Here is a 15284-nt window from a genome sequence, read left to right as displayed (position 1 = left end):
TAGAAAAAGCGGTATTTAGAACCCAATTCACGGAAATGAATTCCAATATAGCTTTCAATAGGCATAAATATTGTCAGACAATTTTTCCCAGATCTGGGGTTTTGATGATATTTATTGTCCCTCACTGCCATTCTGCTTTTAATTTCACTCATTAAACTCTTAGCCACTTTACTTTATCGTTAGAACTGCGTAAAAATTTAACATAACAGTCTACTGTATAAGGCGATTTAACCTTAAGGAATAAACTTATACAGTTATGAAGTATTTACTGACTTAATTTTGTGTCAGTTTTTGGAGAATGGAATGAAAAAGTATCAGTGCATCGTTTGTGGATGGATTTATGACGAAGCAGAAGGCTGGCCACAAGACGGTATCGTGGCAGGAACTAAATGGGAAGATATCCCAGATGATTGGACTTGCCCAGATTGTGGCGTCTCAAAAGTAGATTTTGAAATGGTTGAAATCTAATAAATAGAATCTAAGACCATCATCGTTATGGTCTTTTTTTTGTCTTTAAAAAATATGAAATGTGTTTGGAGTTGAGTATGCACCCTATTGTCATTATTGGTTCTGGTATGGCGGGATATGCCGTTGCGCGTGAATTTCGTAAGTTAAATCCTGAACTAGAACTTATTATGATCTGTGCAGATGATGCCATTAACTACGCTAAACCGACATTATCCAATGCGCTCGTTGGTAATAAAACTCCTGAGCAAATCCCTCTAGGGGATGCCGAAAAAATGTCGGCTCAACTCAATATGCAAATCATCAATAAGAGTTGGGTTAAATCCATTGATGCAGCAAAACATGAGCTTACTATTGAAAGCCAAAATGGAACTCAAACACAACTATATTCAAAACTCGTTTTAGCAGTCGGCGCAAATCCAATTCGCTTAGCTATTTCGGGTGATGGCAGCGAAGACATTCATGTCGTCAACAATTTAGATCACTACAAAGCATTCCGTAAACAACTTGCAGCACGTGAAGATAAGCGTGTGGTGATTTTAGGTGCAGGCTTGATTGGCTGTGAATTTGCCAATGACCTTCAAAACACTGGGGCGAAAGTATCGGTGGTCGATTTAGCTCCGCAACCTTTAGGTCGTCTACTGCCGTCTCATGTGGCCGCTAAATTCCAAAGTAATTTAGAAGAAACGGGCATTCAATTCGTTTTAGGCACAACAGTCGACAAAGTGTCACGTATTGAAAATGGTGACTATCAAGTGAGCCTTGCCAATGGTCAAAGCTTAGTGGCAGATGTTGTGTTGTCTGCGATTGGCCTACAGCCTGAGATTAACTTGGCAAAACAAGCCGGCATTCACACCAGTCGTGGTGTATTAACCAATAAAGGCTTAGAAACCAACTTGGCAGATATCTATGCTGTCGGTGACTGTGCTGAAGTTAATGGTACCCTTCTGCCATACGTGATGCCAATCATGCAACAAGCACGTGCTTTGGCAAAAACCCTCAATGGTGAGCATACCGCTGTGCATTATCCAGCCATGCCTGTAGCCGTGAAAACACCTGCTGCACCTTTAACTGTCCTTCCTGCGCCAATTGATGTAGAAACCCAATGGGAAACAGAAGAGCTTGAAGATGGCATGATTGCCCGTGCCATCGATCAAGATGGCGTATTACGTGGATTTGTACTGCTCGGTGCAACTGCTGGGAAGCAACGCTTAACTTTGACTAAGCAGGTTCCGGACTTGATTCCTGCTTCAGTTTAAGGTTTAAATACAAGGACGTCCTGATAATAATAGACGTCCTTTTTAAAGGAAAATAACAATGAATAGTGCCCTTCAGTTTAATATTTCACCTTATGCCTCTTTTATGCATGAAACTCGCGTAGAGTTAGGCAATGGCATTGAACTTCATGTCGAGGTGGGTGGTCATCCTGAAGATCCTGCAATCCTACTGATTATGGGACTCGGCGCACAAATGTTGTATTGGCCCGATTTCTTTTGTAAGTCCCTGATAGATCAAGGTTACCGTGTTATTCGCTTTGATAATCGTGATATTGGTCTGTCGAGTAAAATTCGTAACCCAGGTCCACGTCTCAATACCTTTAAATTGATGGGACGTTTTGCCTTAGGTCTAGAGAACCAAGGTGCGCCCTATGACCTCTACGATATGGCAGACGATGTTGCACTGTTAATTGATCGTATGGGACTGGATAAAGTCCATATTTTAGGCGCTTCGATGGGCGGCATGATTGCTCAAATCGTGGCAGCACGCTATCCAGACAAAGTTCACAACTTAAGCTTACTTTTTACCAGTAACATCCAACCCTTACTTCCACCGCCATTTCCAAAGCAGTTATTTAGTCTAATTGAAAAACCTGAATCTAACGATGAAGATGGCATTATTAACCATAGCCTGAAAGTTTTTAATATTATAGGCTCTCCAGGCTATATTAATCAGCTTGAAGTGATACAAACTGCACGTAAACTCTATAAGCGGAGTTATTACCCAGCGGGTGTACTTCAACAGTTTTTAGCAATATTATGTACAGGTTCCCTGCTGCAGTTGGATAAACAAATTCAGCATAAAACCATTGTGGTTCATGGAGCTCGTGACCGTTTGCTGCCGCCAAGCCATGGTAAGGCCGTTGCAAAGGCTATTTCAGGTGCTAAATTTGAATTAATTGATGGAATGGGGCATGATATCCCACCGCATTTTATTCCATATCTTAGCGGTTTGTTTGCTGATCACTTTAAATCATAAATTAGGACACTATGGCTGCATTACCATCCTTAAGACAGCTGTCATATCTAGTAACACTGTCAGAAACGCTACACTTTACTGAAGCTGCGCGTCGTTCTTTTGTCACCCAGTCTACTTTGTCTGGCGGGATCATGGAACTTGAGCGTTTACTAGGTGGCGTATTGGTAGAACGCGACCGTCAAAACGTGCGTTTAACTCCTCTTGGTGAACAAGTTGTCGGAAGAGCTCGAGTTCTATTGGCAGATGCGCAAGACCTAATGCGTTTAAGTCGTGAAATGAGCGAACCTCTAACGGGTGATTTACATCTAGGGGTCATTCCTACTATTGCGCCATTTTTACTTGCACCATTATTAGAAGAAGTGCATAAGCAACTACCAAAAATTCAATTGCATTTACATGAAGCACAAAGTGAAAAAATTGTTGAGAAACTCGAGCACGGTAATCTAGATATCGTATTACTTGCTCTTCCTTTCGATACACGTAGCTTGAAAGTTGCAGAAGTAAACAAAGAAAAATTGTTCTTGGTGTACAACAAAGCTGACCAAAATGCAGCTCAAGCGAAATCTTTAGACGACCTAGATTTATCTCGTTTAATGTTGCTTGAAGAAGGCCATTGCTTACGTGATCATGCTTTGAGTGCTTGCCCGATTGGTGAACGTAAAAACGACCATCGTTTAAAAGCAAGCTCATTGCCAACTTTGGTTGAAATGGTTTCCGCAGATTTAGGCTTTACCTTATTGCCTGAAATTGCAGTTCATACCAATATGATCAAAGCCAATGAAGATTTGGCTGTGAAAGAAATTGAAGCAAGCCCTACACGCACATTGGCATTGGTGACGCGTAAGAGTACGCCGCTTCAAAGTGAATTTGATGTATTGCTTCAAATCTTGCAGAAAATCACCAATAATCTACACTAATCAATAATCAATCCGTGAATATCAAAGAGAGCACATGGCTCTCTTTTTTATTGTGCAGAAGTTAATATTAATTTAAAAACTGATGTTACTCACGTAAAAGTAATTTCGCATTTTTAAATCTATTCGATGGAATCTTACATCTAGGGATTGAATAAAGAGATTAGTTTTCGGCTGGAGGTACTCTTACGAAACGTTGTTTCTTCATTCGGCAAAATGAGAAGTGCGCTTCGTAAGAAAACCATCTTGCAGAGCAATGCTCCTCACCGCAAAACTCGTTCACTAGCGTCTACTTATTCAAAGTATCGCAAAAACATTTTTGATTAGAAGTCATCCTGTCTCAAACACTTGCGGATGGCCTTACGCATATCGGTTTTTATTTAAATCAAATCGCGCTTCTGATGTTACTATATAACATCAGTTAAAAAATGAAATACAACATCTAGAAAAAAGAAAAGGCTAACCCAAATAGGTAGCCTGATAAGGTAATATATGACTTGATGTATATCTCAATTCATCGCCTCGATAATATCTTCACACTAGCCAGATAAGTAAGAAGATAAATACATCTTATTAAAATATAACCTTCGTTAAAATCACTAGTTTCAGGTATTTTAGATAAAGTAGGCGAATTGAAAATAAGGTCCTATAGAATAAATGTTGACTAAAAATCAATCACATTATTTTAAATATTTACTACGCTTTATATTTAAAATAACTAAGCAATAGATAGAAATAAATTCATATCGGAAACAGTCCAATTTATCCGTTGTCAAAATACGGTATTCACATTTCGATTATTTTTTTCAATCCGAATACAAATTTAATTGTTATTTAACCAATAAATCTAAAATTAAAAACAAAAAACTATAAATCTTTGCATTCAACATAATGAAAAACACAAAAAACCATACATTAATTAAATTCTATTATATCACAATAACTTAATTATACTTTGATGTATAAATCACTACTTCTAGGTATATTTTTCTAATTCACTTCCATGCACATTATGGAAATGCAATTTGATTAAAAATAATAAATGAGCGAAATGTATGATGAGTGAATTTTTATTACCAGTACCCGTTTTGATCATTGATCATCAATCAATGACTTCAAAAACAGTGCTGTTTAACATCTTAGGAGACCTCGGTTATCCTGAAGACCTCATTACATTTTCAGAAAATTTAGCAGATGCAGAACAACAAATTTTCAATCAATTGCCAAATTTAATCTTTTTAGTGGTCACGCAACAGTCTGATATCTCATTCATACATAAAATTAAGAAAATCTATCCTTCGAGCAATCTCATTATTTTAGTCAATGAACAGTCTGCCGATTTAACTTTACATGCGATTCAGTTAGGTGCAACTGCCTATATGTTGATTCAACAACCAATTGAAGACACTTATAACCAGCTGAAAACCATTTTAAGAGGTGGTGCTGCCCTGCACCCAACTTTTGCTAAATTTTTATTGAGTGAAACTTTTAGTCCGCAAAATGCAGCGCCGAAACAACTCAGTCTAAATCCAGCTGAATATCAAATTTTGGATATGGTCAGCCATAGTGCGACTCAAGAGCAGATGGTCAATGAATTAAAACTTTCAACGTATCAAATTGATGGTTTTGTCAAAAATATCTATAGAAAAATTTGTAGCTACAGCTAAATTTAGCTGAGATAAAGTATTCAAAAATAAATCTATACTTAAAAAATACCAAAGGGAGCATCTGCTCCCTTTATTTATAACCCACATCTATTTAAATGCATCTAAAAGCACATGCTGTGAATTATGTGCCTCCTCTCCCTCTTGAACATGGGTACGAATCCAACGTCCATCACTTTGGAGTAACCAAGCTTGCTGATTATCTTTTAGATAATTCACTAAACCTAATTGATAAATACGCTTTTTCAAGGCGGGATCCTCAATTGGGAAACAAGCTTCCACACGGTTAAATAAATTACGATCCATCCAGTCTGCACTTGAACAGTAAATCCGAGCATCGCCATTATTACTGAAATAATATACTCGGGTATGTTCTAAGAAACGGCCAACAATAGAACGTACGCGAATATTTTCAGACAGCCCCGGTAATCCCGGACGCAAACAACAAATAGAACGAATAATTAAATCAATCTGTACACCCGCTTGTGACGCTTCATACAGTTTATTGATCAACTGAACTTCAGTTAATGCATTAACCTTGACAATGATTTGCGCAGGCTTACCTGCTTTAGCATTAGCAATTTCATTATCAATATAATTAATCAGTTGAGCATGTAAGGTAAATGGCGCATGCAGCAGTTTTTTCAACTTCGCCATTTTTCCCATACCAGTCAGCTCTTGGAAAATACGATGTACATCCTCACAGAGTTCTTTATCGGTAGTTAACAGACCATAATCGGTGTAGATACGCGCATTGCCCGCGTGATAGTTACCCGTACCTAAATGTACATAACGCACCAATTTATTATTTTCACGGCGTACCACCAAAATCATTTTGGCATGGGTCTTATAGCCCACGATGCCATACACCACCACTGCACCCGCTTCTTGTAATACATTGGCTACAGCAATATTTGATTCTTCATCAAATCGTGCACGAAGCTCAATTACTGCGGTGACTTCTTTGCCATTACGTGCAGCTTCTGCTAAAACTTGCACAATTTCAGAGTCTGCACCACTTCGATAAAGCGTTTGTTTAATGGCCAAAACTTGCGGATCACGTGCAGCTTCGCGCAGTAAATTAATTACCGGTGCGAATGATTCAAAGGGATGGTGCAGCAAAATATCTTGCTTTTGCATCGCACTAAAGATGTTTTCAGACTTCTTGAGTACTTTCGGAATAACCGGAATATGTGCGTCATAACGTAAATGTGGACGTTTAAAGTTTGACAGTAAACGTGCAAGGTTAACTGGCCCATCTACTTTATAGAGTTGCTCTTCTTCTAAATCAAACTCATCAAGCAAATATTCATAAATATGCTGCGGACAATTTTCTGTCACTTCCAAGCGAACAGCACGACCAAAACGACGTGAATTCAACTCACCTTTCAGGGCTTTAGCCAAATCTTCAACATCTTCATTCAAAGCCAAATCGGCATTACGCGTCACGCGGAATTGGTAGCAACCCGTCGCCGTCATGCCGGGGAACAAGTCAGAGACATGTTCATGAATAATTGCCGATAGCATCACATGATGCTCTTTGCCACCGGTTAATTCATCAGGAAGCCGAACGACACGTGGCAACGAACGTGGTGCAGGTACAACGGCTAAGTCAATCTGACGACCAAACGCATCCTTCCCTTCTAGAGTCACAATAAAGTTCAGCGACTTATTCACCAAGCGAGGGAATGGATGTGCGGGATCTAAGCTAATTGGCGTTAAGACTGGAGCAACTTGTTCTTGGAAATATTTTTTTACCCATGCCGACTGTGCAGGGGTTAACTCACCACGACGCAAGAAGCAAATATCTTCTTCACGCAGTTTGGGTAAAATTTCTTGATTTAAAATACGATACTGGCGCTCAATTGCCGCATGCGCTGTCGCAGAAATTTCATCTAAAACTTGCTTCGGTGTCAAACCATCTGGACTACGGCTTTCATTGCCTAAGTCTAGCTGTTCCATCATTCCCGCAACACGAATCTCAAAAAATTCATCTAAGTTGCGCGAAAAGATCAGCAAGAAATTCATACGTTCAAGTAAGGGGTGTATCGGATCAACCGCTTGTTCGAGTACACGCAGATGAAAGTCGAGAATCGATAACTCTCGATTGATATAACGATCATTATAAGTATATTCAGTTGGTACTTGCGCGACTTCAGCTGCGGTATTCATTTCAAACCCATATTAAAAAAATGTGTGCTGTACTCAGTTTAGTATGCTTCAAATTTGTGACAATTTCATAAAAAAAGCCCATTAATATGAGCTTTTTGTTGTAATTCAAATCACTGCCATGCCATTTGACGAGTGTTTAGATCGTTCTTAATCTGGGATATGGCTATAACGCATATATTTTTGGATCATGCGCTTACGATAATTTAGCTTACGATCTTGTCGATTTTCATCATAATATTTTGGATTAGGTAAAATAGCCGCAATAAACGCTGCTTGTTCTCGACTCAAACTCCGTGAACTTTTACCAAAATAGTGCTGTGTTGCAGCTTCTACGCCATAGATGTTGTCCCCAAACTCAACCGAGTTGAGATATACCTCTAAAATGCGCTGCTTCGTCCACATGCGTTCCATCATCCATGTTGCAACGGCTTCCTGTCCTTTTCGGATAAATGAACGCTTATTATATAAAAATAAGTTTTTTGCCAATTGCTGAGAAATGGTAGACCCACCTGCGACTACTTTGCCTTTATCTTTATTGCGCTCTAAGGCATTTTGCATGCCTTCCCAATCAAAACCTTTGTGTTGTAAAAACTTGCCATCTTCAGCGGCAACAACAGCATGTTTGACATAATCACTGATTTGGTCGTAATCACGCCATTCGTGTTTAATCGGTTTGGAGGGCTCAGACCAATAATCTAAACGCATCATCATCGTCGATTCCACAGGATGCGTACGCCACCACACCAGACTACCAAAGATCCAAAGCTGCACCAAAAGCACAAGACTGACAAGAATTAACAATGTACGAACAATAAAGGCTTTCATGTCAGTGTGTTACTCCAGAAATTCTGTTTTTTCATGTTAAGCTTATTTTTAAATATTTTGACACAGTACAAGAATAGCATGTCTGAACTCAGCCCTCCTGCTGTATCAACCCCCAAACTGCAAATCCAACTGTGGTGGATCACAGCACTCTTAATTACCATCAATATTGGACTCTTTGGCTGGCAAGTGTTGCATGGAATGAACGTTAGCCAACCCGACACACTGGATGCTTTGCGTTGGGGTGCTGATTATGCACCTTTAACCTTTTTAGAGGAACCCATCCGCTTATACAGCAGTATGTTTTTTCATTTTGGCCTGATTCACCTGATGTTGAATATGTGGGCTTTGTATATTTTTGGCAGTGTTGCCGAGCAAATGTTAGGTCGTTTCTACTTCCTCGGCCTGTATGTTTTAGCCGGACTGATGGGAAGTTTATTGAGTGGTTATTTAACCATTCAAGACAGTTATGCATTATTGGCCGAAGGTGCAGCCAATCAGCAACTTTTTCCGAGTATTGGTGCAGGCGCATCGGGTGCAGTGATGGGTCTCGGTGCAGCGCTGACGATTATTTCGCTGCTCCCCATGTTACCTAAACAGCAATTTTATCTGGATAAAAAAACCTTATTGATGGTGATGGGGATTAACCTCGCGATGGGCTTTATGATTAGTGGGATTAACAATGCCGCGCATATTGGCGGCATGTTGATGGGGGCTGCGTTGGCTTTTATTTGGTATTTAGGACAAAAAGTACATCAATCCCTAATCATTCAAATGATCGGTCTAATCGCCGCAACTGTCGGATGCTATCTGTTTTATCTGCATTGCCAACAATTAATCCAACCGATTTTACCGCTTTGGGAACACTTTATCCTGCTGATGAAGCAATCGCTCACAGCACATTAAATAGTGGAATGAACCCAGTGGCTATCAACACAGACATGTTGAAAACACGTCAAATCTTGTCTAAATCCAAACTACGCACTAGGTTCTTGCTCCACTTTTAATTAGCTCAACCGTTAACCTTCTCCACGCTTAACTATTTAGTTCACGCAAACTTTCTAAGGGTGGGATGTCGCAAAGATAACTTAAGCGATAACGTCCGATCAATGTACAGACTAAGGTCATTACCAATGGGAGGATCAACCAAATTTCTGCATGTAGTTGGATGACCAGTTCCATTTTATAACTGACAATCGCACTGATTACTTCGGCAAAAATACACGCCACGACACCTGAAATTAGCCCCATCAAACCAACTTCCAAACTGAGCATCGACTTTAGCTTTTGCTTGGAACTGCCAAAGGAACGCAGTAATGCCACTTCTTTTTTGCGTTCATCCATAAATAAGTTCAAACATGCGATCAAGACCAAAATGCCTGAAATACTGACCAATAGCGCCAAGATAGTAATAATCTGAACCAATACACTGACGATGCGTTTGATCTCATCCAAAATTAGACTAACATCAATAAACACGGTATTCGAAAACTGCTGAATCAGATCAATTAACTGACTTTTATCTTGCGGTGGAACATAGAAACTCCCCAAATAACTGCCTGCATTTTCATCCATAGTTTGGGGAGAAAAAATAAAGAAGAAGTTTGGACTAAAGCTTTCCCACTCTACACTGCGAAGGTTGATCACCTTGGCTTGCAAAATCCCTTCAGGAAGGCTAAAACTCAGTCGATCTCCAATTTGAATACCGAGCTCTTGTGCGGTTTTCACTTCTACCGATACTTCATTGACCTGTTGAAACTGCTGATTGCCCGCGATGATTTGATTATCTTTTGGAAAAGTTGCAGCCTGTGTGAGATTCAATTCACGGCGTAATGAATTATTGCTTTTAATTAAAGCATCCGAAAAAGGGAGATCATTTTTTGCAACTAATCGTCCACGAATATTCGGGTACATCGGCGTCCCTTGCCAACCATGCAGCTTGAGTTGTTGATTAAAATCCTGCAACTCAAATGGCGGTAATCCATAGACAAATTGGTTAGGTGTCCCTTGTGGTAATTGTTGTTGCCAACGTTCCAGTAAATCTGTACGCAATACCGCTAAAACCGTGATCAGACTTAGCCCCAATGCCAATGCGGTAATTTGAAATGCCGTTTGATACGGTGTGCGTATATACGCTGAGATTTTCGTTCCCCAACTTTTCAAGGCTTTCAAACTGAGCCAGACCATCATATATAGGCCAACACACAGGAAGATAATGGCGCAAATCAGCCATAAGGTGAGCTGTAAATTTTCAGTTAAAACCACACAAAACACCACCAAACTAAGTGTGCCGAAACTGAGCATCCAAAGCATGGAACGTACAGAACGCTCTTGTTGTCGTATCACACGTGCCGGCGGTGTCCCTAATAATTGCCAAAGACTTGGAAGAACAAATCCTAATAACACAATCGCACTGGTGAATATTGCAATTGGAAGCGGACCAAGTAGCATAGACAGGGCTGAAAACTCTAATTGTAAATTAGGAATCAGCTGTAGCATGAGTTGCAATAAGCCATAGCCCAATCCCAGACCAATCATACTTCCAAACAGGATTGAGAGCCCGAGTACAACCAAAAGTAAAGCCAGATAAGCACTTAATATTTGCTGTTTGGTCGATCCAATACAGCGCATCAGTGCAATGGCATCCTGATTTTGTTGTACATAGCGCTGGCTGGTTAATGCGATGGCGATGCCACAAAGTAGGATGGTTAAAATATTGGACAGTTGTAAAAACGTTTCTAGGTTTGCAATCGGCTTCATCAATCGGGTATTGCCTTCACTGGCATTTCTCAATTTCAAACTGCTTTGAGCCGCATCCTGAACCTGCTCTTGATCTGAATTGGCAGCACCACTTTCTGTTTGATCGCCAAATTTCTGCTTATACAGTTTTTCAAAGCGCTGGGTATTTTGTGCATCTCCTGCCATTAACAGGCGATATTCAATCCGACTCCCGACTTGGATAGCATTGGTTCTCGCCACCTCAGATTGCGCAATCATAACCGTCGGTGAAAAACCACTGAAGCCAAGCTCTTGATTGGTATCATGAATGATTTTGGCACTGACTTGAAAAGCAGCATCGGCAATATTGATCTGATCTCCAACCTTTACACCCAATAAATCCATGGCACGCGGACTTAACCAGACCTCACCTGCTTGTATGGACCGGTTTAGTTTCGGCTCTGTTTCAAGTTCACCTCGTAATGGAAATGCAGCATCAACGGCTTTGACATTGACCATGACAAATTGCTGATCGGTGTGTGCCATACTGCTAAATAGCGTGACATTCGAATGTTTTAATTGCTGTGCTTTGGCTTGTTGTTGCCACTCTTGTGGAATTGGTTCATTGGCTGTCAGCGCCAAATCTGCTGCCAACATTTCAGCAGCTTGTAGCGCTACAGCATTTTGAATTTGTACATTGCTAAACTTTAAAGCAGTGGTGGCACTGATCGCCAAGGTTAGTGCGATCAATAATAAATACACACCCGTGGTTTTAAAACTCAGCTGTAAGAGTGGTCGAAATAATGCCAAAAGATTCATGCAGCATCTCCTGTTCGATGCTCAATCAATTGACCATTGACCAATTCAAAGTGGCGCTGACATTGACGGGCCAAATCGGCATCATGCGTCACCAATACCAAAGTGGTTCCCATTTCACGATTTAACTGAAATAACAGTTGTTCAATTTCCTGTGCCGTTGCACTGTCTAAATTACCTGTCGGTTCATCTGCAAAGATCAGATCGGGTTCACTCACCAAAGCACGGGCAATCGCAACCCGTTGCTGCTCACCACCCGATAAAACTTTAGGGGCTTGATGCGCTTGGCGTTCTAGTCCGACCTTTGCTAACAGTTTTAATGCTTTTTCTTGGGCAGCTTTGACCTGAAAATTTGCTTGTAACCGTAGCGGTAGCATGACATTTTCCAGTGCCGTTAAATGTGGCAACAACTGGAAAGACTGAAAGACAAAACCAATATGGGCCAAACGGACTTGAGCACGCTGTTCTTCATTTAATAGATGAATGTCCTGACCACAGACCCGTAATTGTCCCGAACTGGCCTGATCTAAGGTCGCCAAAATCCCCAACAAGGTGGATTTACCTGAACCCGAACGACCAGTGATCGCAACTTGTTCCCCTGCAAATATTTCAAGATCGAGTTGTTCAAAGATCGATAACTGTTTTTGTGGAAGTTGTATCTTTTGTGTCAATTGCTGTGCAGAAATAATCGCCTGTGGCATGATGTCAACATCTGTCGTGAGTTGGGTCATATCTTCCCTATATGCAAAATCGCATTCAAAATAATCGTCTATTGAGTTACTTGCTGGCTATTGCACTGATGTTCTGCCCGATGCTGCTCTCTGCCAAAACCATCATGATTTTGGGCGATAGCTTAAGTGCAGGTTATGGTGTTTCAGTGCAGCAAGGTTGGGTCCACTTATTACAAAAACGTCTAGACCAACAGTATCCGAAACAACATAAAGTGGTCAATGCAAGTGTCAGCGGTGAAACCACCAGTGGTGCTTTGGCACGACTGCCTAAACTGTTGCAAACTCATCGTCCAGACCTTGTGGTGATTGAGTTAGGTGGTAATGATGGTTTACGCGGACAACCCCCTGCACAAATTCAAAAAAATTTAGCGCAGCTGATTCAAAAAAGCCAACAGGCCAAATCGAAAGTCATTTTATTTGGAATGAAAATTCCACCGAATTATGGCAAGGCATATAGCCAAGCTTTTGAAAATAACTATCAAGTGTTGAGCCAACAGTACAAAGTCAAATTATTGCCTTTCTTTATGCAAGGGGTTGCGGGACATAAAAACTTGATGCAACAAGATCAGATTCACCCGAATGCCAAAGCGCAACCAATTTTGCTGAATAATGCTTATCCATTGATTAAAGCAAACTTATAAATTTAGTGGGTGAAAATGGATTCGTTAAAAAAGGCGCTTCATTTGAGCGCCTTTTTTTAAATCTTGTCTTTACTGTAATTTGCTTAGAAATCGTAGAAGCTCACTTCACCCGTTTCGAGTGAATACTCAGCGCCCACCACTTTTAATTTGCCTTGCGCAATTAAGTTTTCGAGGACTGCTGAACCATGACGAAGTTGATTTACTGATGCAAAAACGTTTGAACGTACTGCATGCATTGAAAGTTTTTCAAGATCATCTTTCAATTCAGTTTGCATAAGTATTTCTACAGATGGACGAACGCGATTCACAATCGACATCAAGTTAGCTGATGGTGGTGTCGCAGGGTTAGTTAAAGCTTCAATCGTAGAATGAATCGCGCCACAGTGTGTATGGCCCAATACAATTACAACAGGACAACCGAAGCTTTCTGCTGCAAATTCCACGCTACCGACTTGAGACGGTGCCACAATATTACCTGCAACACGAATCACGAATAAATCGCCTAAGCCTTGGTCAAATACCATTTCAGCAGGAACACGTGAGTCTGAACACCCTAAAATAATCGCAAAAGGTTCTTGGCTTTCGGCCATTTCAGCACGTTGTTGATGCGTCAAAAGCTTCGGGTGATTCGTTTCACCGTTTACAAAACGTTGATTCCCTTTCTTTAAACGATCTAAAGCTTCTGCTGCTGCTAGCATGTTCTAATTACCCTTATCCGAAGTTGCAATATTTTAATCCCAGTCGAATCGATTGTCACTTGCAAAAACAATTGCTGTGAATTTTTTCTACGACGATGCATCTTGATAGAAAATGCTACTCCACATTCATCAAAAAAAATTATTTTTTCTGTAATGGTTCACATTATTAAAACGCAAGTTTAACCACGTCAAAAAAGCAATGGATGACAAAGGTCATTTTTAATTTACAATATATTTCATAAATATACGCTTTTACTATTTCAGCCCATTCTGATAATAGTCATATAAATGATCTAAAAAATATATCGATTCGATTTAACTGGGGTAAACGTCAATGAAAGGACATCATTCACGCATTTTTGGCTTTTTCAAGCTAGCAACAATTTGCTGTATGACGTTTACTGCCAACAACACTTTGGCTGCAAATCCGTCTCCCATCAGCAAAAACTTTGCCGTACCCTCTATCGTGCAAAATTATTTGAGCCAAGAGCGTAAAGCGGCAGGTTTAGTCACACATAGTGTTCAAGTCGGCAATGTGAATTGGAGTTATAGCGAAGGCGGTCAACGCTCTAAACCGACCATCTTGCTGATTCATGGTTTAGGTGGCACACGTGATAATTGGAACCGTGTTGCGCATTATTTAACACCGAACTATCACGTGATCATCCCCGACCTTCCGGCCAATGGCGATACACATGTGCCGGTCGATTTTGATGTCTCAGTGCCGAATGTCACGGAACAACTACGCCAGTTTGTCCTTAAAATAGATATTGAAGATAAACTGAATGTCGCAGGTCACTCGCTGGGTGGTTCCATTGCCACGGTATATGCCTCTCAATATCCTTTTGACACCCAAAGCTTATTTTTACTCAACAGCGCGGGCATTTATAAACAGGCCAATACCAGTTATACCCGCGACCCGTATAAACTTAAAAATTTAATCGTTTCAAAACCGGGGGATTTAGATGATGTTATGCATAAACTCATGCAAAATCCGCCCAATGTTCCAACACAGCTTAAAGAAGCGCAGGAAAATATCTTAATTGCGCGTGCGCCCTTCACCAGTAAAATGATCGATCAAGTCGTCACGCTCAATCGAATCTACACCCCTGAAACTTTTGCTCGATTAACACGAACGGTGGAAGCACCAACCCTGATCCTTTGGGGCAAACAAGATAAAATCTTTAATGTTGAAGTGGCTGGCGAACTCAAGTCTTTACTGAAACGTGCAGAAACCCCAGTGATTTTAAATAACGTCGGTCATATGCCAATCTTAGAAGCCGAACAACAAGTTGCAGACCATTACTTACCTTTCCTTGCGAAAAGTCAAAAGTTTAAAAATCCTTTGGTAGATAAACTGATTCAGTTAAACTGAGCATTCGCCATT

General features: G+C 40.5%; 13 protein-coding genes. 8 read left to right on the top strand and 5 right to left on the bottom strand.

Features of this window, described 5'->3' with window-relative positions:
- Nucleotides 1-303: 303 nt before the first annotated feature.
- The 5 genes from rubA (at nt 304) to FTT72_RS05380 (ending at nt 5302) form a co-directional block, all read left to right on the top strand.
- The gene (gene rubA / locus FTT72_RS05400; protein ID WP_005179369.1) at nt 304-468 is read left to right on the top strand and encodes a rubredoxin RubA; all 165 of its coding nucleotides are present in this window, start codon (nt 304-306) and stop codon (nt 466-468) included.
- A 77-nt stretch (nt 469-545) separates the two neighbouring features.
- A complete protein-coding gene (locus tag FTT72_RS05395; RefSeq protein WP_180111533.1) occupies nt 546-1724 on the top strand; it encodes an NAD(P)/FAD-dependent oxidoreductase in 1179 nt (392 codons plus the stop codon).
- Between the two features lie 58 nt (nt 1725-1782).
- Complete coding sequence (locus FTT72_RS05390) at nt 1783-2721, top strand: alpha/beta fold hydrolase (protein ID WP_218947575.1); 939 nt, start codon at nt 1783-1785, stop codon at nt 2719-2721.
- 11 nt (nt 2722-2732) lie between these two features.
- Entirely contained in the window at nt 2733-3638 is a 906-nt protein-coding gene (gene oxyR / locus FTT72_RS05385; protein ID WP_180007453.1) for a LysR family transcriptional regulator OxyR, read from the top strand.
- A gap of 1052 nt (nt 3639-4690) precedes the next feature.
- Nucleotides 4691-5302: a response regulator transcription factor gene (locus FTT72_RS05380; protein WP_078189934.1), complete on the top strand. Its 612-nt coding sequence runs from the start codon at nt 4691-4693 to the stop codon at nt 5300-5302.
- Nucleotides 5303-5389: 87 nt separating this feature from the next.
- On the opposite strand, the gene ppk1 is transcribed toward FTT72_RS05380, so the two are convergent.
- Together ppk1 and mtgA are read right to left on the bottom strand one after the other, a co-directional pair.
- Nucleotides 5390-7471 (bottom strand): polyphosphate kinase 1, encoded by a 2082-nt coding sequence (gene ppk1 / locus FTT72_RS05375; protein ID WP_078189935.1) that lies wholly within the window; start codon nt 7469-7471, stop codon nt 5390-5392.
- 147 nt (nt 7472-7618) lie between these two features.
- Nucleotides 7619-8296: a monofunctional biosynthetic peptidoglycan transglycosylase gene (gene mtgA, locus FTT72_RS05370; protein WP_078193019.1), complete on the bottom strand. Its 678-nt coding sequence runs from the start codon at nt 8294-8296 to the stop codon at nt 7619-7621.
- A 78-nt stretch (nt 8297-8374) separates the two neighbouring features.
- On the opposite strand from mtgA, the gene FTT72_RS05365 reads away from it, so the two are divergent.
- Entirely contained in the window at nt 8375-9199 is an 825-nt protein-coding gene (locus FTT72_RS05365) for a rhomboid family intramembrane serine protease (protein ID WP_180177989.1), read from the top strand.
- A gap of 129 nt (nt 9200-9328) precedes the next feature.
- Here the strand turns inward: FTT72_RS05365 and FTT72_RS05360 are convergent, their stop codons facing one another.
- Entirely contained in the window at nt 9329-11830 is a 2502-nt protein-coding gene (locus FTT72_RS05360) for an ABC transporter permease (RefSeq protein ID WP_180177988.1), read from the bottom strand.
- Complete coding sequence (locus FTT72_RS05355) at nt 11827-12558, bottom strand: ABC transporter ATP-binding protein (protein WP_180177987.1); 732 nt, start codon at nt 12556-12558, stop codon at nt 11827-11829. The genes FTT72_RS05360 and FTT72_RS05355 overlap by 4 nt, the downstream gene beginning before the upstream one ends.
- Before the next feature lie 11 nt (nt 12559-12569).
- Here FTT72_RS05355 and FTT72_RS05350 point away from each other — a divergent pair, with 11 nt between their 5' ends.
- On the top strand, nt 12570-13199 hold the full coding sequence (locus FTT72_RS05350; protein WP_180055371.1) for an arylesterase: 630 nt from the start codon (nt 12570-12572) through the stop codon (nt 13197-13199).
- An 83-nt stretch (nt 13200-13282) separates the two neighbouring features.
- Here the strand turns inward: FTT72_RS05350 and FTT72_RS05345 are convergent, their stop codons facing one another.
- On the bottom strand, nt 13283-13897 hold the full coding sequence (locus FTT72_RS05345) for a carbonic anhydrase (RefSeq protein ID WP_078189941.1): 615 nt from the start codon (nt 13895-13897) through the stop codon (nt 13283-13285).
- Between the two features lie 334 nt (nt 13898-14231).
- Between FTT72_RS05345 and FTT72_RS05340 the strand changes: the two genes are divergently transcribed.
- Complete coding sequence (locus FTT72_RS05340; RefSeq protein ID WP_373686889.1) at nt 14232-15272, top strand: alpha/beta fold hydrolase; 1041 nt, start codon at nt 14232-14234, stop codon at nt 15270-15272.
- The last annotated feature ends 12 nt before the right edge of the window (nt 15273-15284 follow it).

Origin of the sequence: Acinetobacter sp. YH01005, assembly GCF_013420465.1 — a bacterium.
GTDB classification, from domain to species: Bacteria; Pseudomonadota; Gammaproteobacteria; order Pseudomonadales; family Moraxellaceae; genus Acinetobacter; species Acinetobacter amyesii.
The sequence above is the reverse complement of the archived record's forward strand: the minus strand, read 5'-3'. Positions and strand labels throughout refer to the sequence as shown.